This is a genomic window from Amycolatopsis sp. NPDC000009 (assembly GCF_055563465.1).
Window position 1 is genome coordinate 1 of the sequence record NZ_JBVHDI010000010.1, and the last position, 23312, is coordinate 23312.

The window sequence follows — 23312 nt, forward strand, 5'->3', positions numbered from 1 at the left end:
ATGCCTCAAAACCCACACCCACTACAACGAAAACACCGCCTGGGCCCACCACACCACCACCGCTTGACACACAAAACCCAGGGATGTCTTCACGGACATTCAGACCCGCTTGGTGGCGGCCTTCAGAGAGGCCTTCGAGGCAGCCGAAGCGCCGATCGTGTCCAGCGCGAACAACGCCGCGCCGACCACCGGGGCCACGTCGACCACCTGGATCGAAGCCTGCGGCGCCACCTTCAGGCACCGCCGCTCGATCTCCGCGATCACCTGCGCGCCGACGCCGGTCAGCACTCCCCCGCCGAGGATGACCTCCGGCGCCTCCTCGGTGAGTTCCAGCCGCCGCAGGATGACCGAGACCAGCAAGGCGACCTCTTCGACGAACCGGTCGACCACGTCCTGCGCCACCTCGTCGCCGCCCGCCGCGACGGCGAACAGCAGCGGGCACAGGCCGTGGATCGCGTCGGAGTGCAACTCCTCGAAGTGCAGGCGCTGCACCACTTCCAGCACCGAAGACGCCTTGAAGTGCGCGGTGACGGCGGCTTGCAGGGCCGTGCCGGGGCCCCGGCCGTCCTCGGCTCGGACGGCCCACCACAGTGCTTCCTCGCCCAGGCGGTAGCCGCCGCCCCAGTCGCCGGAGATCTTGCCCAGCGCGGGAAACCGGTGCTCACGGCCGTCGGCGCTGACGCCTGCGCCGTTGATCCCGGCGCCGCAGACCACCGCCACCCCGGTCCCGTCGGAGCTGCCCGCACGCAGCAACGCGAGCGTGTCGTTGCCGACGATCAGCGTGTCGCTCCAGCCGCGCGCGGCCAGCGCGGCGTGCAGGATCGCTTCCTCCTGCGGGAAATCCAGCCCCGCGAGATAGGCCGACGTATGTGTCGCGAACGGACGGTCGGCGGGAAGCCCTGCCCCGCGAAGGGCTTCCAGGACCAGCTTCTCCAGCGCCTGCACGCTGCCGTCGACCCCGATGTTCTGCGGGGACGCGCCCGGCCCTCGCGACTGTCCGAGCACCCGTCCGTCGCGGGAGACGATCAGGACGTCGGTCTTGCTGTTGCCGCCGTCGATCGCGACGACGACGTCGGACGAGCCGGCCGTCATGCCCCCGCCCACGGGAGGAACTCGCGATTGATCCGCACCAGCGAGTCGGCGAGCTGATCGGCCTTGGTGTACTGGCCGACCAGCGGATGCGCGAGCAACGCGTCGGCGACCCGATCGCGGCCGCCTTTGATCGCCGCCTCCAGCGCGAGGTGCTCGTACGCGGTCACACCGGCGATCAGCCCGGCGAACCGCTGCTCCACCGGCGGCTGCGGGATCGGACGCGGCCCAGCACCGTCCACAAGGGACGGAACCTCGATGACGGCGTCGTCCGGCAGGAAGTCGAAGGTGCCTTCGTTGCGGACGTTGACGACGTGCTCCTCCGCCGGCCCACCCGAGGTGAGCGCGTGAACGAGCTGCACCGCGGCCTCGGAATAGTAGGCACCGCCCCGCTTCTCCAGCTGCTCCGGTTTGGTCACCACCTCCGGGTCGAGGTAGACCTTCAGCAGTTCCTCCTCGACGTCGCTGACGACGTCCGCGCGCGGCCGCTCGGTGCGCTGCTTCGTGACCTGCTCGTCGTGCCCGTAGTAGTACTTCAGGTAGTACGACGGCACGACGTTCATCCGCCGCATCCACTCGACCGGCGCGGTGACGTGCTCGCCGAGGAATTCCGCGTGCTCCGCCAGCAGTTCCGGCAGCCGGTCCTCGCCGTCGACGAGCACCTTTCGCTCCCAGCTCAGGTGGTTCAGCCCGGTGTGGACGAGTTTGACGTCGTCGACGCCGGCCCCGAGCAGATGCGCGAACGTGCGCTGGAGGTGGATCGCGACGTTGCACAGCCCGACGGCGCGGTGCCCCTCGTTCAGCAGCGCCCGGGTGACGATGCCGACGGGGTTGGTGAAGTTGACGATCCACGTGTCGTCACCGGCGATCTTCCGCACCCGGTCGGCGATGTCGAGCACCACCGGAACGGTGCGCAACGCCTTCGCCAGGCCGCCCGCGCCCGTGGTCTCCTGCCCGACACAGCCACAGGCGTGCGGGAACGTCTCGTCCCCGCGCCGCGCGCGCTGTCCGCCGACCCGCAGCTGGATCAGCACCGCCGACGCCCCGTCGACACCCTCTTCGAGACTCGACGTGGTGCGGACCCGCGCCGGATGCCCGGCGTGGCCCAGCAAACGATTGCTGAAGTCCCCGACCGCCTCCACCCGGTACGCGTCGGGATCGATCAGCACGATCTCGTCGACGTCCAAAGTGGACCGCCGTCCGGCGATCCCGTCGATCAGCTCGGGCGTGTACGTGGACCCACCACCGACGACTGCCAGTTTCATCCCTTGACCCCTGTGAATGTGATGCCCTTGACGAAGGACTTCTGCGCGAACACGAACAACACGATCACCGGCAGCATGATCAGCGCGGTGGCCGCCATGGTGAGGTTCCATTCCACGTGGTGCATACCGCGGAACGACGCGATCGCCAGCGACAGCGGCCAGCTGTCCCTGGTCTCACCCGTGTAGAGCAGCGGACCGAAATAGTCGTTCCAGGTGAACAGGAAACAGAACATCGCGGTGGCCGCGATCCCCGGCTTCGCCATCGGGATCAGGACCTTGACCATCGCCTTGAACTCGGTGCAGCCGTCGATCTTCGCCGCTTCCAGGTAGTCCTTCGGAATGGTGAGGAAGAACTGCCGCAGCAGGAAGATCGAGAAAGCGTCGAAGAAGAAGTACGGCGCGATCAACGGGATCAGCGTCCCGGTGAACCCGAGCCGCACCCACAGGTCGTACAACGGCACGACGGTGACCTGCGGAGGCAGCATCATCGCGGCGACGGTCAGCATGAAGAACAGGTTCTGCCCGCGGAACTTCAGCTTCGAAAGCGCGTACGCGGCCGGGATCGCCGAGACGAGCGCCCCGACGGTGGCCAGCGTCGAATACAGCATGCTGTTGCCGAAGTACTGCAACAGCGGCGCCTTTTCGAACACCTCGACGAAGTTCTCGAAATGCCATTCCTTCGGCCAGAAGTTCGACGAAAGCGCCTGGTCGCTGGACATCACCGCGGTGAGGAACACGAACAGGATGGGCATCATGAAGATCACGCCCATCGCGATGCCCACGCTGTGCGTCGCGATCCAGTAGAGCTTCTTGTCCCATTGGCGCCGCATCCGCACCTTCGGCGGTTCGGATGCCGGGGCGGCGTGTCGAGGTTCTGCGAGTGTCGTCATCCGCCCTCCTCCTGATGCTGGGACTTACGAAGCTGCCGCACGAGAATCCACGTGAAGCCCGCCGAGACGACGAACAGCAGGACCGCCATCGCCGCCGCGTAGCCCATGTTGAAGTACCGGAAACCCTGGACGTACAGCCAGACCGGATAGGTCAGCGTCGAGTTCTGTGGTGCGCCGATGAACTTCGTGTTGCCCGCGACGTCGGCCGCGCCCGCCGCGGCCGATCCCGCGACGATCGCCTGCGTGAAGAACTGCAACGCGAAGATGATCGAGTTGACGATGCCGAACAGCAGCACCGGCGAGATCGACGGGAGCGTGACATGCCAGAACCGGCGGACCGGCCCGGCGCCGTCGAGCTGAGCGGCTTCGTACTGCTCCTGCGGCACGTCGAGCAGCGCCGCCAGGATGATGATCATCAGCTCGCCCGAACCCCACATCACCAGCAGGGTCAGCGCCGGCTTCGACATCGCCGGGTCGTTGAACCACAGCCCGCCGTCGATGCCGACGAAGTCCAGGAACGCGTTGACCGGGCCGTATTCCGGGTTGAACAGGAACACGAAGGCCAGGGTCGCCGCGGCGGGCGGGGCCAGCGAAGGCAGGTAGCACAACGTCCGGACCAGGCCGACGCCCGATTTCAGCCGGGAGATGACCGAGGCCACGCCGAGCGCGAACACCACCCGGCACACGGTCAGGACGATCACCAGCCACAACGTGTTGTACGCGGCGGTGCCGACCAGCGGCTCGCTGGTGAACATCCGGACGTAGTTGTCGAAGCCGATGAACTCCGGCGCGTTGATCAGGTCGTACCGGGTGAACGAGTAGTACACCGTGGCGATCAGCGGGTAGCCGAAGAAGATCAGGAAACCCAGCATCGCCGGGGCGATGAAGTAGAAGACGGTGCGACGGCGGCGCGCCGCGTTCCCCTTCCGCGTCCGGGTGGACGCGGAAGGGGAGGCGACCGCCCTGGAATCCAGGGTCGAAGTCATGCGATCAGCCGCCGGCGCGCTTCTGGGCCAGCTCGTCGTTGATCTGAGCGTCGACCTGCTTCAGACCAGCGACCATGTCCGGGACGTTGCCCGCCTGCCACTTCTCGGCGAAGTCGTTGACCGCCTTGAGGTGCGCGTCGCCGATCGGCGTCGACGGGTTCGGCATCAGCTTGCCGCCGTTGTACAGGTCGAGGAACGTCTTGAACTCCGGCGTGACCTCGAGCTTCGGGTCGGTCAGCGCGGCCTTGGTGCTCGGGACGTTCTTCAGGCCGTTCGACAGCTCGACCAGCGTCGACGTGTCGAGGGTGACCTGCTTGATCAGTTCCCAAGCCGCGCCGGGGTTCTTCGCACCCTTGGGGATCGCGATGATCGTGCCCGTGGTGAACGCGCCGCCGTAGCGGTCGGGCTTGCTGTCGAGCACCGGCGGGGCCGCGGTGCCGAACTTGAGCTCCGGCACCTGGTCCTTGATGAACGCGGTGCGGTACTCGCCGTCGATCATCATCGCGAGCTTGCCGCGCTGGAAACCGTGGTCCGCCGAGTACTCCTCGCCGAGACCGGCCTTGAACTGCTCGACCTTGGCGTGGCCGCCGTAGAAGTCCACCAGCTGCTTCTGGAAGTCGAACATCGCCTTCCACTCGGGGCTGTCGGCGAGGTGCGACTGGCCGTCCGGGCCGAGGTAGGTGGCGCCGAAGTTCGGGGCCCAGTACTGCGCCATGTTGGCGTAGAACGGCATCGACGGCAGGAAACCGGCGACCTTGATGGAGCCGTCCGCGTTGAACTCGGTCAGCTTCTTGGTGGCCTCGAACAGTTCCGAGGTCGTCTTCGGCGGCGACGTGACGCCCTTCGCCGCGAACATGTCCTTGTTGTAGTAGAAGCCGTAGACGTCGGCGAGCAACGGCATGGCGCAGCGTTTGCCCTGGAACTCGGTGTAGCTGCGCACCGCGTCGGGGATCTGCGTCAGGTCGATCTTGTCGCGGTCGATGTAGGGCTTGAGATCCTGGAAGCTGCCCGTCGAGCACCACGCGCCGAGGTTGTCGGTGAAGAACGAGATCGCCACGTCCGGCGGGTTGCCACCGCGGATGGACTGGGTGATCTTGTCGTCGTCCTGCTGGCCTTCGTGCTTGATCTCGATGTTCGGGAACTTCGCCTTGAGCTTGTTGAGCCCGGCGGTGACCACGTTGTACTCGCGGTCGGTGAACTTGCTGTAGACGGTCAGCGTGAGCTTCGCGTCCGCGGCGGGGGCGGCCGCCGCGTCGCCCGCCCCGCCGTTCGGGCCGCTTGCGGCGCCCGAGCAAGCGGACACCAGTGCGGCGACGGTGACCGCGCCGAGCACTATCGAGCCGCGCCAACGGCGGCCGCTTCTCCGAACCTGGGTCGTGGAACTCATGACCCTCCTCCTAGTTGGTTGGGGCGGGAGACGGTGGTTCTGTTCGTGAATCCGGGATCGCCACGATCGGATTGGGCTCTCCCGCCCCGGACCGTCTCGGCCCGAGGAGCGAAGGGGTGTTGACGCCGAAGATGTCCCTGCGGACGGTGGCGAGCGCCGATTGGAGCGCACCCGCGCGGACCGCGTTGCCCTGCACCGAAGCGACCCCGACGGGGGTGCGGGGCAGGACCAGTTCGTGCAGCCTTTTCGCGACCAGCGCGGCGAATTCGTCGCCGCCTGCCCGGCTGGTGTCACCGGAAAGGAGCACGAGTTCGGGGTCGACGACCGCGATCAGGCCCGCCGCGCCGCCCGCGACACGGCGGGCGAGGTCGTCGAGGAAGGCTTCGTTGTGGCTTTCGCGCGCCTTGGCGACGGCGTCCGCGCCGGTTTCGGCCTCGATGCCGTGCGCGGCGGCCAGCTCGACGACGGCCGGCGAGGCGACGAGATCGCCGAAACGATCTCCCGCGCGCGGCTTTTCCTTCGGCGTGGCAACGGAAACCGGATCGGGCACGCGCATCCAGTCGATCTCGCCGCCACCGCCGGTCGCGCCGCGCAGCAGCCTGCGGCCGACCACCACCGCGCCGCCGACGCCGTCGCTGAGCCAGATCATCACGAAGTCGTCGAGGCCGACGGCCTGGCCGACCGTCATCTCCACGATCGCGACGAGGTTGACGTCGTTCTCGATGGTGACCTCGACGCCGAGCTCTTGGCTGAGCCTGCGCGGCACGTCGAACCCGAGCCAGCCGGGGATGTGGGGTGCCGAGGAGAGCAAGCCGGTGCGGGGATCGAAGGCGCCTTGCGCACCGATGACGACGTGGCGGAGATCGGTGATGGCGAGCCCGGCTTCGGCGGCGACGTGGGTGAGCGCCGCGCCGAAGGTGCCGACGACGTCCGCGCCCTCGTGGACCGGCAGCGGGACCTGGTACTCGGCGAGCACCGCGCCCGTGACGTCGGCGACCACGAAGTCGGCCCGCTGCGGCGTCAGGTCCACGGCCGCGACGTAGGCGACGCCGCCGTTGACCTGCCAGAGCTGCGCCCTCGGGCCGCGGCCCCCGCCGCGGACGCCCGCCTTGGTGACGACGTCGTCCTGCTCGAGGCGAGTGAGGAGCTGTGCCGTCGCGGGTTTGGACAGGCCGATGGCGACTTCGAGCTCGGAGCGCGTCAGAGGGCCGTCCCTGAGGAGGACCTCGATGGCCGCGCGATCGTTGATCTCGCGCAGCATTCGCGGACTACCGGCTCGCACTTGGGCTCGCTCCCGACTTCGTTAGGAAACTTTACAGACGGTTTCCGGGGACTGTAGTGAGCCGAGCCACAGCCGTCAACGGGGCCGGGAAACGGGGAGGTAACGCTTGGCGTGTTCCGCACAGTGGGTATACGTACCGGCGCGGAGGGTGTCCGCTCACGATCACCCGTGCGACCGATTGGACGACACGCGTGATCCGGCGGACGACACGCGTGACTGGATGGACGACTCGAACATCAGCCGCGTGTCGTCCGTCCAAGCACGAGAGACGGCCATCGGAGTTCTTGACCGGTCATTCTTGAATGACTATTCTCAAACTCATGGCCCGACCACGCCAGTTCGACGAGAAGACAGCGATCGAAGCCGCGGCGGCGGTCTTCCGGCAGCGCGGATACCACGCGACCTCGGTCGATCACCTCGTCGAGGCGACGGGTGTCCACCGGGGGAGCCTGTACGGCGCGTTCGGCAGCAAGCACGGGTTGTTCGCCCGGGTGCTGGAGCACGTCGCCGCCGACCGGCACGACAGCGCCGGACGGCTCGACGTCCTGCTGATCGCCCTGCTCGAACTCGCGCCCGAGGACGAGCGGTTGCGCGCCCGGGTCCAGGCCGTCATCCAGGACCTCGGGACCACCCCGGACGAGCTGGGAAGACGGCTGCTGGCCCGCGCCGGATTGCCGCATATCGACAACGGAGGAACGACATGAGCAACAACCGCGTCACCATCACCGGAGACCGCCTGGTGGTCGAACCGGTGGGGATCGACAAGATCTGGTCATTCACCCGGCGGCTCGAATTCCCGCTCGCCCACGTACGCGGCGCGACACACGACCCGGGAATGCGCGACGAGCCGAAGGGGTGGCGCGGGCCGGGTCTGCGGATCCCCGGGAAGCTCAGCGGCACCTTTCACGCCGACGGTGACCGGCAGTTCTGGAACGTCTCCGGCTTCGACCGCACAGTCGTCATCACCCTCGACGAGGCCGAAGACTTCAACCGGCTCGTGCTCACGGTCGACGATCCCGCCGGGACCGTCACCGCCGTCAACAACGCGATCGCGCTCGCGTGAGCGGCCTTCACGCATAGCCCTGGTGACTGCTGGTGCGGGTGGGGCGAACGCGGCGGAGGCCTTCACGTTGTCGGCCCTATCCTGCCCACAAGGGAAACCGATCCTCGTCGCAGCATCCGATGCCCCCAATGTGGCATTGGAGACACTCAGCGTCCCCAATGCCACATTGGGGACACTGAGCGCCGCTCAGGAGGTTCGAGGCCTCCCGCGCGGCCCTTCGGCGACGGCGAACCGCCGCAAGGTGTTCTTCATGTTTCCCCGTGATCAAAGGCGTAACTCGCGTGCTTGGAGACGGAACTCGTTCAAGCACGTGAGTTACGCGTTCAAGCACGCGAGTTACGCCTTCGGGCCCGGTATCAGACGCCGGCCCAGGCCGCCAGCATCACGCGCGCGATCGACGAGTTCCCCGGCAGCACCAGCTGCCTGGTGCCGCCGGCGATCGGCGTCGGCACGGCGCCGGCGTTCCGCAGCTGACTGTTCGCGAAGGCGGCCCGCACCTCGGAGCGCGAAACCCAGAACGCCTCTTCGATCTCGCCCTCCGCCGGTACGAGCGGAGCGGAGATGTCGGCTCGCGCGGTGAAGCCGAGCATGATCGACCGCGGGAACGGCCACGGCTGGCTGCCGAGGTAACGCACATCGCGCACCTCGACGCCGACCTCTTCGCGGATCTCCCGCTCGACACAACCTTCGAGCGACTCCCCCGCCTCGACGAAACCGGCGAGGATCGAGTACCGGTCCGGCGGCCAGATCGGCTGCCGCGCCAGCAGGACGTGCTCGCCGTCGACGCCGGCGTCGTCGTGCACGAGGCAGATCACCGCCGGGTCGGTGCGCGGGTACTCCTCGCGGCCGCAGCCGGTGCACTTGCTGGCCCAGCCCAGCTGGATCAGCTCGGTCGGGCTGCCGCAGCGCGTGCAGAACTTCGCCTGCCGCCGCCACGCCTGCAGCGCCTGCGCGGTGGTGAACAGCCCGGCCGACGTGTCGTCGAGCAGATCGCCGTAGCCGCGCAGGTCGACCCAGATCTCACCATCGTGCCGGGCGACCTGTTCCACGACGCCCCAGCTGCCCGCCATTTCGACGGTCTCGGTCTCCCCGGCGGGGCGGCCGGGCATCGACCAGTAGTCGGTGCCCTGCCATTCCCCCAGGAACACCGCGTCGGCGGGCGGCTCGGCGCCGAAATCCTGCGACTTGCGGGTCGCGAGGGTGCCGGAGCCCTCCACCACCGGGGTGCGCGCGTGCTCGTCGAGCAGCACCACGCGGGCGTTCGGCCAGCGTTCGGCGAGCCTGTCCGGGTTGGTGCGCAAGGATTCCTGACGGTCCGCCGTGGAGCGCGAAAGCGTCGGGAGCGCGCCCAACCCGAACGGCGTCTCCATCAGGAGGGCTCCCCGACGGTCACGTCGCCCAGCGCCGTCAGCTTCGGCGCGAGGACCTCGGCGTCGCCGACGACGACGCCGGTGAACCGCTTGGGCGCGAAGAACTCCAGCGCCGCGTTCGCCACGTCTTCGGCGGTGACGGCGGCGAGGCGCTCCGGATGTCCGGCGAGCCATTCGACGCCCAGCCCCGTCGCGGCGAGCGCGGACAGCTGCGCGGCCAGGCCGCCTTGCGACGACGCCGCCGTGACCAGCGAACCGATCGCGTACTGCCGCACCGACTCGACCTCGTCGGCGGTGGGCGGCACGAGACCGAGCCTGGCCAGCTCGTACCGCGTCTCCATGAGCGCGGCCGCGGTCGCGTCGGTCGCGGTGTCCGCGTCGACGTTCACCACGGCGGTCTGGTCGGTGAACTCGAATCCGGAGTGCGCGCTGTAGGTGTAACCCTTGTCCTCGCGGATGTTCTCGACCAGCCGCGACGAGAAGTACCCGCCGTACACGAGGTTCGCCAGCTGCAGCGCCGGGTACCGCGGGTCGGTACGCGACACGGCCTGCGCGGACAGCCGGATCTGCGACTGCACGGCACCGGCCCGCGGCACCAGCAGGACGTTGCCGCCGGCGAGGTCGGGCAGCACGGGCAGGCGGACGGCGGAGCGGTCCGAAGCCCAGCCGCCGAACGCCTTCTCCAGGTCGCCGATGACGGTCTCGGGGTCGATGTCGCCGACGATCACCAGCACGGATCCCCGCGGCAGCACCGAAGCCCGGTGCAGCGCGCGGACCTGGTCCGGCGTCACGACCGCCACGTCTTCGGCCTGCGGGACCTCGCGCACCGCGGGGTGATCGCCGTAGCGGTGCTTCTGCAGCGCCTCACGGGCGATCGTCCTCGGCTGCGTGCGGGAGACGGCGATCCGCTCGATGAGCCGCTCGCGTTCCCGCTCGACCTCGGCGTCCGCGTACGACGCGCCGGTGAGCGCGTCGGCGAGGACGTCGAGCATCGTCGGCAGGCCGTCGGCCAGCGAGGTACCGGTGATGATCAGGCGCTCCGGGTCGACGCCGGACGCGAGGTCGCCGCCGATCAACGCCAGGTCCGCGTCGATCTCGATGCGGTCGCGGCGGGCGGTGCCGGTCAGCAGGGTTTCGGCCAGCACCTCGGCGGTGGCCGGGTGCAGCTTGTCCTCACCGGCGAACGGGATCCAGACGCGCAGCTCGACCAGCGGCACGGTGGGCTTGCGGACGGCGAGCACCCGCAGCCCGTTGCTCAGCGTGGTGTCCACATGGGACAGATCGGCGGCGGCGCGCTGTGTCCCCAGCGAAGGGACCGGACGCGGCCCGGTGGCCGTGCGGCCGATCTCCTCGGCGGTGCGGTGCGGTGCGCTCACTGCTCGGAACCTTCCTGATCGGAACTGCCGGGGCGGATGACGAGGACGGCGCGCGAGTCCGGCCGCAGTGCCTTCGCCGCCGCCGAAACGGCTTCCGCGGTGACCGCCGACATCTTCTCGGCCAGCCGGTACACCAGCGACGCGTCGCCGTACAGCAGCTCGAACGAGCCGAGGGCCAGCGTGCGGGACACCAGCTTGTCGTGCTCGGAGTGCAGGCTCGCGGCCCAGCGCGCGGTGACCTTCTTCAGTTCGTGGTCCTCCGGCGGGGTGGCCGCCAGCTTCTCCAGCTCCTCGTCCAGCGCGGTGAGGACCTGGTCGGTGCTCACCTCGTGCGGGTGGATCGCGGTGATGGTGAACGTGTCCGGGTCGCGGGCCTCGAACGGCCCGAACAGCCCGGCGCCCGCGCCGATGTCGACGACCAGCGGCTCACGGTGCACCAGGCGCTGCTGCAGGCGGGAGCCGTCGCCGTCGGTCAGCACGCCGGCGAGCACGAGGTTCGCCAGGTAGCCGTCGAGGTCGTTGATCGGGTCCGGCATGCGGTAGCCGACGCCCACCGCGGGCAGCGGGGCGTGCGGGTCCACGTGCTCGCCGCGCAGCTCGCCCTCGGGGGCGGGCTCGGCGAACGACGGGCGCTCCGGCGCGGGCCGGTGCGGCACGTCGCCGAAGTGCTTCTCGATCAGCTCGCGGGCCTCCTCGACGGTGAAGTCACCGGCGACGGTCAGCACCGCGTTCGCGGGCGAGTAGTAGGTGTCGAAGAAGGCCGCGCAGTCGTCCAGGGTGGCCTGTTCGAGATCCTCGAAACCGCCGTAACCGTTGTGCGCGTTGGGGAACGTGGAGTACAGCACCGGCGGGAGCAGGATCCACGGGAACCCGCCGTACGGCCGGTTCAGCACGTTGAGGCGGATCTCCTCCTTGACCACGTCGATCTGGTTGGCCAGGTTCTCCTGCGTCAGCTTCGGCGCCCGCATCCTGTCCGCTTCGAGGAACAGGGCGCGCTCGAGAGCCGCGGCGGGGAGGACCTCGAAGTAGTCCGTGTAGTCCGGATGGGTGGAGCCGTTGAAGCTGCCACCACTCGACTGGACGTACCGGAAATGCGCGAGCTTCTCCAGGCTCTCGCTCCCCTGGAACATCAAATGCTCGAAGAGGTGCGCGAAACCGGTGCGCCCTTCGGGCTCGGAACGGAAGCCCACGTCGTAGTGGACGCTGACACCCACCACCGGAGCGGTCGCGTCGGGCGCGAGCACCACGCGCAGACCGTTGTCGAGGGTGAATCGGACAAGCTCGGGATCGGCCATGCGCACCACCCTACGGGCTACTCAGGCCTCCAGGCGACGACCCTGGCGGGTCGCGGCGAAGGTTCCCACTAGCGCGGCCGTGAAGTCGCTCACCCGCTCGATCGGGACCTCATCGCCGTCTTCCTTGCCGTACCAGTAGATCTTGGGCGGCCCCTTGAGCTCGGCGAATCCGGCGACCCAGGATTCTTGTTCGCCGAGAGCGAGCGCGTACGGCAGCGCCCGGGAAAGCAGCACCTCGCGATCGAGCTTCGGGACGGCCGCCGCCTTGGTCGCCAGCAGCGCTTCGCGGACGCCGAGCAGCCGCCGGTGCAGCACGACACCCGCGCCGGTGCGCACCGGCAGCCACCGGGCGGCGACGGCGAGTACCGCGCCCGCCGCGATGACGATCACCCCGAGCTGGGCATAGCCGACGGTCAAGGCCAGCAGGACGGTGAGGAACAGACCGTAGAAGCAGATCCGCAGGCCGGCGCGGGACAGCCTGCCGGGCAGCCGCGAGTACCAGCGGCGCTCGACCACGCTGTCGTCCAGCGCGTCCCGCACCGTTTCGATCCCGATCCGCGCCGACTGGATCTCCGACAGCAGCACGGACTCGCGTTCGCCGGGCAGGAGCGCGTCGAAGACCGCGCGTTCGTAGGCGGTCAGCTGGTCGTCCGGCTGGTTGCGGCGGACGAGCCGCCAGCCGGTCAGTTCGCCGGGTTCCTCGCTCACCCAGAGGTAGTTCCGGACGGCGAGGTCGACGACCGTCGCGGCCAGGTCGACGGCGTCCGCGCGACCCGTGAGGACGGTTCCGACCTGTCCGGGCAGCACGCCGTCGGGTGACGAGAACGCCTTGCCGGTGAGCAAGCGGACGGGGAGCGCGCCGCCCGGGTGCTCGTCCCGCCGCCGCAGCAGGACCAACGCCACGACGGCCGCGACCAGCACGAATGCGAAGCCGAACCAGGCCCAGCCGACCGGAGCGGTGAGCGCGAAAGCCCCGGCGAAGGTCTTCGACGGCTCCAGGCGCGCGTTCGCCGGGACGGTCCCGCCGGGCAGCTCGACCGAGATCTCCATCCGCTGCCCGGCCGCGAGATTCTGCTGGCTGAACCTGGTCAGCCCGGAATGCGCGATCTGGGCGGTACCGCAGCGCGCGCGAGACCCCTCGGGCCCGGCGTGACACGTGACCGCGTTCGGGACGGACGGCGCGGCGAAGCTCGCCCGCACGAGTTCGAGCCGGGAGTCCCAGCCGCCCGCGAGCTGCCAGCTCACCCGGGTCAGGCCGTCGGCTTCGGAGACGGCACCGTCCACTGTGTACCGGACGATCGAGGTGCCGCCCTTGAGCTTGACGGTGAACTCGTCGTCGGTCAGCTCGGCATTGCCCGCGCCCTCGATGACGACGTCACGGATGCCGATGATCCGGTCGCGGTCGTGCGGGGCTGCCGTGCGGAGCGGGATCCGGCGGGTCATCGTCGCCTCGCTCGGCACGGACACCGCCTCGACGACCGAGAGCGCGCCGTCGCGTTCCACCTTGAGCGAGATCTCCGCGCTGTTCGGCAATGCGGGCAGCTGCGGTTCGCCTTGCGCCCCCGCCGGTGCCGCACTCAGCACCAGCAGGGCGAGCACCAGTGACAGCACGCATTTAGTCCTCTGAATGCGGTACTTGCGTGTGCAACTACCGCATTCAGAGGACGAATTGCGAGTGTTCACGTCAGGCGGGGACCGGTTCGGGGCGAAGCGAGCGCAGGTGCCCGGATTCGGCGAGCAGACCGTCCAAAGCGGACAGGAACGACGGCAGGTGCGCGGCGAACCGGCGCAGGTCCCGGTCGCCTTCGAGGCCGCCGAACCAGTACAGCCCGGCCGAGCCGTCCGCCGACGGGTCGAGCCCTTCGAACGTCCGGAGCCAGCGCTCGACGTCGCCGAGCACGATGGCGTACGGCAGCGACCGGGAGAACACCATTTCCCGGTCCCCCACCGGAATGTCGGCGACCTTGACGGTGTGCAGGTACTCGAGCAGCCCGCGCACCTGGCCGACCAGACGCCTGCCGCGCGAGGTCCGCGGCGGCACCCACGAAGCGCCCAGCAGCGCGGCGACCCCGGCGAGCACCGTCGCGACGCCGAGCAGCGCGTGCCCGACGGTGAAGGTCAGGACGGCGGTGCCCACGAGGCCGAGCGCGATCAGGCCGATACCCGCCCACGTGAGTTTGCCCTTGCCCCTGTCCGGGCGGCGCGAGAACCAGCCCCGGCGCACCACGTCGGCGTACATCGCCTCGCCCGCGACACGGAGATCGACGGTGCCGCGACCGCGGAGTTCCGACAGCAGCACGGAATCGGTGCCCTCGGGCAGGATCGCGGTGCAGATCTCGCGTTCGAACGCGGCGAGGTGCTCGTCCGGCGCGTTGCGGCGCGCGATCCGCCAGTCGACCGTGCCCGCGCCGCGGACCTCGGCGATCCACAGGTAGTTGCGGACCGCGAGGTCGACCACCGTGCCGCTGACGTCCACGACGTCGACCGTCTCGTCGACGACCGTGCCGACCTGTCCCGGCAGGACACCGTCGGGCGAGGCGAACGAGACCCGATCGCCTTCGCGCATGAGGACGTCGACCGGACCGGTGCCCGCGGTGAGCGCGCCCTTGTCGCGGCGGCGCAGCAGCCAGACGGCGAGCGCGCCGAGAACCAGGATCAGTGCCAGCGCACCGAAACCGAGGCCGGCGAGGGTGGTGAGGGCGAACGCGCCGCCGACCGTGGCGATCTGCTCGAACCGCGCGTTCGCGGGCACCGTGCCCGCCGGGAGCTGGACGGCGATGTCGACCCGGTCACCCGCCGGGAGTTTGTCCTGTTCGACCCGGACGACGCCGCTGTGGTCGGTCTCCGCGAGCGAACACTGCCGGTCCGAACCGAGCGGCCCGGCGAAACAGTCCACTGTAGGCATTTCGCGCGTCGGCGCACTGAACGAAGCGGAAACCCGGGACAGCTCGCCGTCCCAGCCGCTCGCGACCTGCCAGCGGACCTGCTGCGCGCCGGCGACGTCCGCGACCGCTCCGTCCACTTTGTACTTGAGGGTGGACGATCCGCCGTCGAAGGTGGCGACCAGCTGTTCGCCGTTCGGCTCCGCCTTGCCCGCGCCCTCGACCGAGACGTCACGGACGACGTACACGCGATCCTGCTCTTCACCGGCGGGAACCTTCAAGGGAATCCGGCGCACGAGGTGCTGTCCACCCGGGACGGTCACCTGCTCGGTGATCGACAGCGAACCGTCGCGTTCCACCTTCACCGAGACGTTCGCGGCCGCGCCGATCGGCGGCTGGAGCAGCCCGAGCTGACCGCGCGCGCCGATCGGCGGCGGCTTCGGCAACTGTGGCGCGTTCGTCAGCGAAGGGCCCGCCGCGGGCGCCTCGGGAACGTTCGTATCCGACGGCGGGGCCATCAAGGCCGTGCTCGCCGCGACGGCCACGACCGCCGCCCCCCATTTCGTCAACACAGCCACACACTCTAGGGCAGCCGATCTATGCTGACCGCCGAAACGCCGAATCCGCCACCTGGGCGAACGGCGTTGCCGAATACATGGGGGATCCACTCGATGAACCAGCAGCCGCCCGGCGCGCCCGATCCGCGGCGCAGGCCGACTCCGCCACCACGTCCGCCACAGGGCGGCCGTCCGCTCCCGCCGCCGGGAGCGCGTCCGCTGCCGCCGCGCGGCGGCCCGCCGATGCCGCCGCCGAACCGGCCGGGCCCCGTCCCGCCCGGTCGCCCCCGGCCGCCGGTTTCGCAGCCGCCGCCGTTCCGTCCGGGCCCGCCGAGCGGTGGTCTGCCGCTGCCCCCGCCGGGCGCGGCGCCGCTGCCCCCGCCGCGGATCGGCGCGCCGGTCCCGTTCCGGCCCGGCGCCGTCGGCCCGCCGCAGCTTCCGTACGGTCCGCGTTTCGCGCAGCCCCCGTTCACGCCCTACGGGGGTTACCAAGCCAAGAAGTCGAACGGCGGGGTGATCGCGGCGGTCGCGATCGTGGCCTTGATGGCGGTGATGGGCGGGCTGCTCATGGTGGTCACCATCGCCAACGGCGGCTCGAGTCACGTCGCGGACGTCGGATACTCGAGCTATCCCACGACCTCCACCTCCACTTCGGACCACACGACGACGACCACGTCCAGCGACACGTCGACGACGAGCACCCGTTCACGCGATTCGACCGCCTCACGCGAGACTTCGGCGGGCTCGACCCGCGGGACGTCGGCCAGCCGCGCGCCGTCCGGCCCGCGGCCACACCTCAAACTGGCGGACAACCCGCTGTGGCTCGATTCCCGGGTCGGCTTGCCGAACCAGCCGTGCAACCTCTCGCGCTGGGCGAACAACCCGGACGCGGCGTCGGCCTTCTTCGAGAGCGCGCGGCCGTGCCTGGACAGCGTCTGGCAGCAGGTCATGAACTACACGAAACTGCCGTTCCGGGTCCCGACCGTGAAGTACCCGTCCGGCAAGAACTGGTCGAGCCCCTGCGGCGACGCCAGCGGCGGTTCGGTGGCGGCGTTCTACTGCTCGCAAAACGAGACGCTTTACATGCCGTACGAAGGCCTTCAGGTCTCCCAGTACGGCAGCCGGCCGGGGGTCTATCTGGCCGTCTTCGCCCACGAGTACGCGCACCACGTCCAAGCGCTTTCCGGAATTTCGGAGGCTTATTGGACCGCACGGTACGAAGCGGGCACCGACTCGGCGGCGGGTCTGGAGATGTCACGGCGCAACGAGCTTTCGGCGCAGTGTCTTTCCGGGACGTTCCTGGGTTCGACGGTGGGCCGCGGCGGCTCGGTCGACCAGGCGATGTACCGCGACGCCTGGCAGACCCAGGACCGCGGCGACCACAACGGCGGCCCTCGCGACCACGGTTCCGACGCGCACGCGGTCTCGTGGTGGCAGCACGGCGCGCAGAAGAACCGGATGTTCGAGTGCAACACCTGGGCGGCGAAGCCGGCCGACGTTTCCTGACCGGTCCGTGAAGGCCTCCTTCCCTACCTTGAGGGTAGGCAAGGAGGCCTTCACGGACTTCTGGCCAGGCGCAAGGTCAGCCCGGCGGCGCGAAGGGGTTCTCGGGAACCGGCGCTGACGGAGGTTCCGGCTGGGCGACCGCCTGCGGAGCGGCATGCCCCGGCGCGGCGGGCACCGGCTGCCCGTACTGGACCGCCGGTTGCAGCTTCGCCTGGTCCCGCCGACGTCGCTCGGCGAGCACCGCCGACAGATACGCCCATGACGGCACCCCCGGCGGCACCGGCGCCCCGATCGCCTCCGCGACCTGCTGCGCGAGCCCGTACCCGAGCGCCTCGACCGCTTCGGGGCGAAGCTCGCTCGTCCGGCTCAGGTACTGCCGGACGGCCAGCGCGAGGTCGTTCGAAAGCCGGGTCAGGTCGAGCTGCGAGGCCCAGTACGCCAGCTGCGGCGGCATCCCGACGTACGGCGTCCTGGCGGCGGGCATGCGTTCCCGGATCACCAGCGTGCCGGCGAGATAGTCGCCGACGCGGCGGCCGTTGGGCGAAAGCAGCGACGTGACCACCGCCACGACGCCGAGCATCCCGAGCGCCCAGAAGTCGATGAAGAACCCGGCGAGCCCGCGGACCAGCGCGTGCCGGAACCGCACCGGGCCACCATCGGTGCGGACCACGCGCAGGCCGAGCGCCATCTTCCCGAGGGTGCGGCCGCGGCTCAGTGTCTCGAACATCACCGGGTAGCCGACCATGATCAGCACGACGGTCACCAGGAAGAGGGTCAGCGCCAGCGCCTCGTCACCGAACGCGGCGACCTGGCTCAGCACCAGCATCGCGACGATCAGGGCGATGAGCTGGAGGGCGACGTCGAGCATCATGGCGAGCCCGCGGCTGGCCAGTTTCGCCGCGCGGACGTCCAGGACGACGGCCTCGCCGGTGACGAGTTCGGACTCTTGTTCCACCGGGCAAGCGTAGTGACGAATAGGCTGGGCGACCAAGGACGATCGCCGGGAGGGCTCCGAGTTGGACGTGGACGTGTTCGTCGCCGCGCATCAGGCCGAATGGAACCGGCTGCGCGACCTCGTGGGCCGCGCCGGCAAGCTCAGCGGCCCGGACGCCGACGAGCTGGTGACGCTGTATCAGCGCGTCGCGACGCATCTGTCGATCATCCGCTCGGTCGCGCCCGATCCCGTGCTCGTCGCGCAGCTGTCCGGCCTGGTCGCGAAGGCGCGCTCGGCCGTCACCGGTTCGCACAGCCCCGCCTGGCGCGAGTTCGGCCTCTTCTTCACCCAGCGGTTCCCGGCGGCGCTGTACCTGAGCCGTCGCTGGTGGCTCGCGTCGGCGGCGGCGTCGATCGCGGTGATGGCGATCGCGGCGGTGTGGATCGCCGGTGACCCGCAGGTGCTCGCGTCGCTGGCCTCGCCAGAGGAGTTCAAGGACCTGACCGCGCCGGGCGGGAAGTACGAGACGTACTACTCGTCCGACCCCGCGGGCTCGTTCGCCGCGCGCGTCTGGACCAACAACGCGTGGGTGGCCGCGACCTGCCTGTTCCTCGGCGTGGTGCTGGGAGTCCCGGTGATCTACGCGCTCTGGGTGAACTCCCTGAACCTCGCGATCGGCGCGGCGCTGATGTCCTCGGCCGGGCGGCTCGACGTGTTCTTCGGCCTGATCCTCCCGCACGGCCTGCTGGAGCTGACCGCGGTGTTCGTCGCCGCCGGGACGGGACTGAAGCTCGGCTGGACGGTCATCGACCCGGGACGCCGTTCCCGGACGGCGGCGCTCGGCGAACAGGGGCGGTCGGTCGTGGTGATGGCGCTGGGGCTGACCGTGGTGCTGCTGATCTCCGGCGTGATCGAAGGGTTCGTGACCCCGTCGGGCCTGCCGACCTGGGCGCGTATCGGCATCGGAGTGGTCGCGGAGGTCGCGTTCTTACTGTACGTGTTCGTCGTCGGGCGTCGCGCCGCGAAAGCGGGCGAAGTGGGTGACGTCGACTGGCGATACGCTGGAGATTCTCGACCGGAAGCCGGCTGACCTGGTTAGCTCCTTTCATGGGGAGAAAACGGTTACGTGTCTTCGCGATCGTCGTCCTGTCCGTGCTCGCCTCGACGCTCCTCGTCGGCGCGTCCCAGGCGCAGACCGGATCCGCGCCGTCGGGCAAACAGAACTGGGTGGTGAGCGTCGGCGGATTCCGGACCGACGCCGACCGCAACTACGTCCGTCTCGGCTACCTCGTGTTCAACCCGGCCGACAACACCGTCGCGCACAACTTCTGGACCTGGAGCCAGGCGGGCTTCCCTGTCCCGGTCGACAGCGGCGACGTCTACTACTGCGGAGACTGGGCGCCGGGTACCAATCCCCGCAACAACTGCCCGATCAAGACCGCGCCCGGCTTCACCGGCGCCCCGAACGGCCACTTCACCGGCACCTACGCCGAGACCTCCGGGCAGGTGGCCATCACCTGGACCAGCAGCACCGTCGACGGCACCACCACCGCCGTCGACCTCGAAGAGACGTGGGCGGTTTCGGAGACTCGGCCGGGTCTCGGCCGCCTGCGACTCGTGAGCGACAACTACTCGATCACCAGCGGCATCGCCTACGGCAGCAACGCCTCCCTCGCGCAGACCAGCAAGGCACCGATGAGCTCGGTCCGCGCGACCCAGCGGTCGTACCTGCTCGAAGGACAGGGCGTGAATCGCCGCGCGATCACGAACTGGACCCGGGGCGGCAGCGGTGCCCTCGGCGTCGGCCCGGGGTGGAACGAATGCGACGACGGCTCCTGTCTCGGATTCGTGCAGTACGACTCCGGATGCGACCCGTCCTCCTGCTGCCCCGCCGGCCCCGGCTACGAGGCCTGCGCGAAGAAGATCGCCGACACCGGCGACAGGCGGTTCTACTACCTGAGCGACGCATTCGGCGGACGGCGCAACAGTTACGAGTTCTGGTGCGAATGCCTGTCCTACAACGGTTGCTACCTCGGGAACAGCCACGTGCGGCCGCTCCTTCAGGTGATCGACGACGCGGGCGCGTTCCAAGGCTGGGTCGGCGCCGAGGTCAGCCCCGACCGGAGCGGCTCACGGGATCCCTCAGGCGAGTACTACTCGAGTTTCGCTCTGGTGGCGTAGTTGGGGTTTGCCGGACGGTCGGGGGCGTGCTCGTCAGCTGGGCCGAAGGGGCCTTCGCCGAAGCGCGTGCTTAGCAGCTGCAACTACCTTCGAAGGTGATGCTGTTCCCGTCCTCCAGGCTCGCGCTGCCCGTGAACCGGATCTCGAATTCGCCCGGTTCGGTCAGGACGATCTTCGGGCTCGCCGCCGAGCCGTCGGCCCCGGTCTTCGCGGTCGCCGTCTCGGCACCGCCTTCGAAGACCAGCACGTTCTTCGGCCGCGCCGCGCGGACGAAGAAGTTCACCGGCACGTCGGCCGCGGGCTGACCGTTCTCCCCGACCACGCGCACCACGAACGGCTGCCCGGGCGTCTTCGTCGACAGCCGCTGCCCGTTCCCCGACAGGATCGCGAGCGTCCGCCCACCGGCCGCCCAGGTGTTGGAGAGTCCGGACAGCGAACACACCTCCTGGTACAGCCGGGCCCCGACGACCGGCGCCTCCGCGGTCAGGCAGCGGGCGGTCGCCACGTTCGCCAGCAGCACCAGCCCGGGCAGCCCCGCGTTGCGGCGCCATTGCTGGTGACGGTCCTTGCCGTCGCACGCCACGAGTTTGACGCCGACCCCGTCGACCGGGCTGATCGCCGCCAGGCACTGTCCACTCGCGACCTGCTTGTACGAAAGCGCGGCCTTGTCGTACACCCACTGCGCGTTGGCGTCCTTCGCGTCGGCGAGGGCGAGCTTGCCGTCGGCCGCGGCCAAGGAGATGGTGCCGCCCCCGTCGGCGAGGTAGACCGGCGCCCCGGCGGGCTGCGCGAAAGCGGGCGACCCCGACAGCAGCACCGAAACCACCGCGAAGAACAGCACGAACCTGCGCAAACCTGGCCCCTATCCCGTCGGTCCGGATCTCTCCCGAGCTAACCGCCCGCGACCGCCTTCGCCAACCGGCACCACTCCATCGGGTTCAGCCCGACGCCCGCTCCCCCAAGCCGGACCAGGGTGCTCATGTCGCGAACCGCCCGACGTCAGAGCCGTCCGGCCGCCTTCAACGCGAGATACCGGTCCGCCAGCCGCGGTGGCAGCTCCTCGGGCACGGCGTCGACGACCTCGACCCCGTGCCGCGCCAGCCGCGCGGTGACCTGACGCCGTTCGGCCAGCACGCGCTCGGCCGCGGCCGCGTCGTACACGGCTTCCGCGTCGCCACGGCCCGCCGCCATCTCGGCGACCCGCGGGTCCGCCACCGAAGCGATCATCAGCTGGTGCCGCGAAGTCAGCTTCGACAGCACCGGGAACAGGCCTTCTTCCAGCGGTGCCGCGTCCAGCCCGGTCAGCAGGACGACCAGCGCGCGCCGCCGGGTCCGCCGCAGCACCTCCGCGACCATCCCCCGCGCGTCGGTCTCGACCAGCGACGATTCGAGCGGTGCCATGGCGTTCACCAAGGCGGGCAACAACTCCGTCGATCCCTGGACCGCGGTGCGGACCTGCCGGTCGTAAGCGAGGAGGTCGACGCGGTCACCCGCCCGGGCGGCGAGCACGGCCAGCAGCAGGGCCGCGTCCATCGCCGCGTCGAGCCGGGGCGCGTCCCCGACCCGGCCCGCCGAAACGCGGCCGGTGTCGAGCACCAGCACCACGTGCCGGTCGCGTTCGGGGCGCCAGGTCCGCACCATGACGTCGGACGCGCGCGCCGAAGCACGCCAGTCGATCGACCGGACGTCGTCGCCGATCACGTACTCGCGCAGGGAGTCGAATTCCGTTCCCTGGCCCCGGATCAGCACCGCGTTGCGGCCGTCGAGCTGCTGCAGCCGCGCGAGCCGCGAAGGCAGATGCTTGCGGCTGTGGAACGGCGGCAGCACCCGCACGGTCCACGGCACGTCGTGCGAACCCTGCCGCGCGGCGAGCCCCAGCGGCCCGGCCGACCGGACGGTCACCCTGGCCGCGATCCGGTCACCGCGCCGGGTCGGCAGGAGCCGCGTGGTCACGACGCGGCGTTCGCCCGGGGGCAACGTCAACCGGTGCCGGTCGTCCGCGCCGGCGCTGGGCGGCCAGGCGTCCCGGAGCCACGCGCGCACCGGGCGGCCGCCGGGATTGGCCACGGTGAGCGTGACCTCGCACGCCTCCCCCAGCCGCACCGACGTCGCGCCGGAGCGCGCGAATTCCAGCCGCCGCACGCTCCCGGCGAGCAGGAGATCCAGCACCACCAACAAAAGCAGCACCGCCGCGGCCAGCCCGATCCCGGCCCACGAGGGCAGCAGGAAACCGACCACCGGCGCCGCGAGGAGCGCCAGCAGCCCGAGCCGCCCGGTGACGGCCATCAGCGCGGAACGGGCACGGACGCGAGGACCCGGTCCAGCACGCCGTCGGCGGTCGCGCCTTCGAGTTCGGCCTCGGGCCGCAGATCGAGCCGGTGCCGCAAAGCCGGGCGTGCCAAGGCTTTGACGTCGTCCGGGGTGGCGTAGTCACGGCCGGCGAGCCACGCCCACGCCCGGGTCGCGGCGAGCAACGCGGTCGCGCCACGCGGGGAGACGCCGAGCCGCACGGACGGCAGCGACCGCGTCGCCCGGCAGACGTCGACGATGTAGGCGAGCACCTCGGGGCGCACGGTGACCCCGGCGACCGCGCGCCGCGCGGCGTCGAGCTGGGCGATCCCGGCGACCGGGGTGACCCCCGCCGCCGACAGGTCGCGCGGGTCGAAACCCTGCGCGTGCCGGGAAAGGATGCCGAATTCGTCCTCACGGGACGGCATCGGCATGGTCAGCTTCAGCAGGAACCGGTCCAGCTGCGCCTCGGGCAGCGGGTACGTGCCCTCGTATTCGACCGGGTTCTGCGTCGCGATGACGATGAACGGGTCGGGCAGCGGCCGCGTCTTGCCGTCGCTGGAGACCTGACGCTCCTCCATCGCCTCCAGCAGCGAGGACTGGGTTTTCGGCGGGGTGCGGTTGATCTCGTCGGCCAGCAACAGGTTCGTGAACACCGGGCCCTCGCGGAACGAGAACTCGCCGCTGTGCGCGTCGTACACGATCGAACCGGTGATGTCGCCCGGCATGAGGTCCGGCGTGAACTGCACCCGGGCCGTCTCCAGATCCAGCGCGGCCGCCAGCGCCCGCACCAGCAGGGTCTTCGCCACCCCGGGGACGCCTTCGAGCAGCACGTGCCCCCGGCACAGCAACGCGATGATGAGCCCGGTGACGGCCGCGTCGTTGCCCACCACGGCTTTTCCGACCTCGGTACGCAGCGCGATCAGCGCCGCCCGCGCGTCGGCCGCGGCGTCCATATTG

General features: G+C 70.0%; 20 protein-coding genes. 5 read left to right on the forward strand and 15 right to left on the reverse strand.

The genetic code is table 11. The features are described 5' to 3' along the window. Positions 1-99 precede the first annotated feature (99 nt). The 6 genes from ACZ3HL_RS24860 to ACZ3HL_RS24885 are packed head-to-tail and all read right to left on the reverse strand — an operon-like array spanning position 100 to position 6878. Complete coding sequence (locus ACZ3HL_RS24860) at positions 100-1104, reverse strand: N-acetylglucosamine kinase (protein ID WP_465534059.1); 1005 nt, start codon at positions 1102-1104, stop codon at positions 100-102. Further along, positions 1089-2354, reverse strand: a complete 1266-nt coding sequence (locus ACZ3HL_RS24865; RefSeq protein ID WP_465416822.1) for a 6-phospho-beta-glucosidase — start codon at positions 2352-2354, stop codon at positions 1089-1091. The genes ACZ3HL_RS24860 and ACZ3HL_RS24865 overlap by 16 nt, the downstream gene beginning before the upstream one ends. Then, positions 2351-3244 carry a carbohydrate ABC transporter permease gene (locus tag ACZ3HL_RS24870; RefSeq protein WP_465534060.1) on the reverse strand — a complete coding sequence of 298 codons (894 nt, stop codon included), beginning with the start codon at positions 3242-3244 and terminating at the stop codon, positions 2351-2353. The genes ACZ3HL_RS24865 and ACZ3HL_RS24870 overlap by 4 nt, the downstream gene beginning before the upstream one ends. Next, positions 3241-4230, reverse strand: coding sequence for a carbohydrate ABC transporter permease (locus ACZ3HL_RS24875; protein ID WP_465416826.1), 990 nt, complete (start codon positions 4228-4230; stop codon positions 3241-3243). The genes ACZ3HL_RS24870 and ACZ3HL_RS24875 overlap by 4 nt, the downstream gene beginning before the upstream one ends. 4 nt (positions 4231-4234) lie before the next feature. Further along, positions 4235-5617: an extracellular solute-binding protein gene (locus tag ACZ3HL_RS24880; protein WP_465416829.1), complete on the reverse strand. Its 1383-nt coding sequence runs from the start codon at positions 5615-5617 to the stop codon at positions 4235-4237. Positions 5618-5627: 10 nt separating this feature from the next. After that, a complete protein-coding gene (locus tag ACZ3HL_RS24885) occupies positions 5628-6878 on the reverse strand; it encodes an ROK family transcriptional regulator (RefSeq protein WP_465534429.1) in 1251 nt (416 codons plus the stop codon). A gap of 341 nt (positions 6879-7219) precedes the next feature. Here ACZ3HL_RS24885 and ACZ3HL_RS24890 point away from each other — a divergent pair, with 341 nt between their 5' ends. Continuing rightward, on the forward strand, positions 7220-7603 hold the full coding sequence (locus ACZ3HL_RS24890; protein WP_465416831.1) for a TetR/AcrR family transcriptional regulator: 384 nt from the start codon (positions 7220-7222) through the stop codon (positions 7601-7603). Continuing rightward, positions 7600-7962, forward strand: a complete 363-nt coding sequence (locus ACZ3HL_RS24895; RefSeq protein WP_465534062.1) for a hypothetical protein — start codon at positions 7600-7602, stop codon at positions 7960-7962. Before ACZ3HL_RS24890 ends, ACZ3HL_RS24895 begins: the two co-directional genes overlap by 4 nt. A 356-nt stretch (positions 7963-8318) precedes the next feature. On the opposite strand, the gene nudC is transcribed toward ACZ3HL_RS24895, so the two are convergent. The 5 genes from nudC to ACZ3HL_RS24920 form a co-directional block, all read right to left on the reverse strand. Further along, on the reverse strand, positions 8319-9332 hold the full coding sequence (nudC, locus tag ACZ3HL_RS24900) for an NAD(+) diphosphatase (protein ID WP_465534064.1): 1014 nt from the start codon (positions 9330-9332) through the stop codon (positions 8319-8321). Then, complete coding sequence (locus tag ACZ3HL_RS24905; RefSeq protein ID WP_465416837.1) at positions 9332-10708, reverse strand: M16 family metallopeptidase; 1377 nt, start codon at positions 10706-10708, stop codon at positions 9332-9334. Before ACZ3HL_RS24905 ends, nudC begins: the two co-directional genes overlap by 1 nt. Then, positions 10705-12003: a M16 family metallopeptidase gene (locus ACZ3HL_RS24910; protein ID WP_465416839.1), complete on the reverse strand. Its 1299-nt coding sequence runs from the start codon at positions 12001-12003 to the stop codon at positions 10705-10707. The genes ACZ3HL_RS24905 and ACZ3HL_RS24910 overlap by 4 nt, the downstream gene beginning before the upstream one ends. Positions 12004-12024: 21 nt before the next feature. After that, the gene (locus ACZ3HL_RS24915) at positions 12025-13614 is read right to left on the reverse strand and encodes a DUF2207 family protein (RefSeq protein WP_465534066.1); all 1590 of its coding nucleotides are present in this window, start codon (positions 13612-13614) and stop codon (positions 12025-12027) included. 73 nt (positions 13615-13687) lie between these two features. After that, on the reverse strand, positions 13688-15457 hold the full coding sequence (locus ACZ3HL_RS24920; protein WP_465534068.1) for a DUF2207 domain-containing protein: 1770 nt from the start codon (positions 15455-15457) through the stop codon (positions 13688-13690). 228 nt (positions 15458-15685) lie between these two features. Here ACZ3HL_RS24920 and ACZ3HL_RS24925 point away from each other — a divergent pair, with 228 nt between their 5' ends. Next, on the forward strand, positions 15686-16948 hold the full coding sequence (locus tag ACZ3HL_RS24925; RefSeq protein ID WP_465534431.1) for a neutral zinc metallopeptidase: 1263 nt from the start codon (positions 15686-15688) through the stop codon (positions 16946-16948). Between the two features lie 76 nt (positions 16949-17024). Here the strand turns inward: ACZ3HL_RS24925 and ACZ3HL_RS24930 are convergent, their stop codons facing one another. Further along, positions 17025-17903, reverse strand: a complete 879-nt coding sequence (locus ACZ3HL_RS24930) for an RDD family protein (RefSeq protein ID WP_465534070.1) — start codon at positions 17901-17903, stop codon at positions 17025-17027. A 61-nt stretch (positions 17904-17964) separates the two neighbouring features. Between ACZ3HL_RS24930 and ACZ3HL_RS24935 the strand changes: the two genes are divergently transcribed. Together ACZ3HL_RS24935 and ACZ3HL_RS24940 are read left to right on the forward strand one after the other, a co-directional pair. Further along, positions 17965-18972, forward strand: coding sequence for a stage II sporulation protein M (locus ACZ3HL_RS24935; protein ID WP_465416845.1), 1008 nt, complete (start codon positions 17965-17967; stop codon positions 18970-18972). A gap of 17 nt (positions 18973-18989) precedes the next feature. Beyond that, positions 18990-20063 (forward strand): hypothetical protein, encoded by a 1074-nt coding sequence (locus ACZ3HL_RS24940; protein WP_465534072.1) that lies wholly within the window; start codon positions 18990-18992, stop codon positions 20061-20063. A gap of 70 nt (positions 20064-20133) precedes the next feature. Here ACZ3HL_RS24940 and ACZ3HL_RS24945 read toward each other — a convergent pair whose 3' ends face one another. From ACZ3HL_RS24945 to ACZ3HL_RS24955, 3 genes are all read right to left on the reverse strand, one after another. Beyond that, positions 20134-20916 (reverse strand): hypothetical protein, encoded by a 783-nt coding sequence (locus ACZ3HL_RS24945; protein ID WP_465534074.1) that lies wholly within the window; start codon positions 20914-20916, stop codon positions 20134-20136. A 146-nt stretch (positions 20917-21062) separates the two neighbouring features. Next, positions 21063-22349 carry a DUF58 domain-containing protein gene (locus tag ACZ3HL_RS24950; protein ID WP_465534076.1) on the reverse strand — a complete coding sequence of 429 codons (1287 nt, stop codon included), beginning with the start codon at positions 22347-22349 and terminating at the stop codon, positions 21063-21065. Next, on the reverse strand, positions 22349-23308 hold the full coding sequence (locus ACZ3HL_RS24955; protein ID WP_465534433.1) for an AAA family ATPase: 960 nt from the start codon (positions 23306-23308) through the stop codon (positions 22349-22351). Before ACZ3HL_RS24955 ends, ACZ3HL_RS24950 begins: the two co-directional genes overlap by 1 nt. Positions 23309-23312 lie beyond the last annotated feature (4 nt).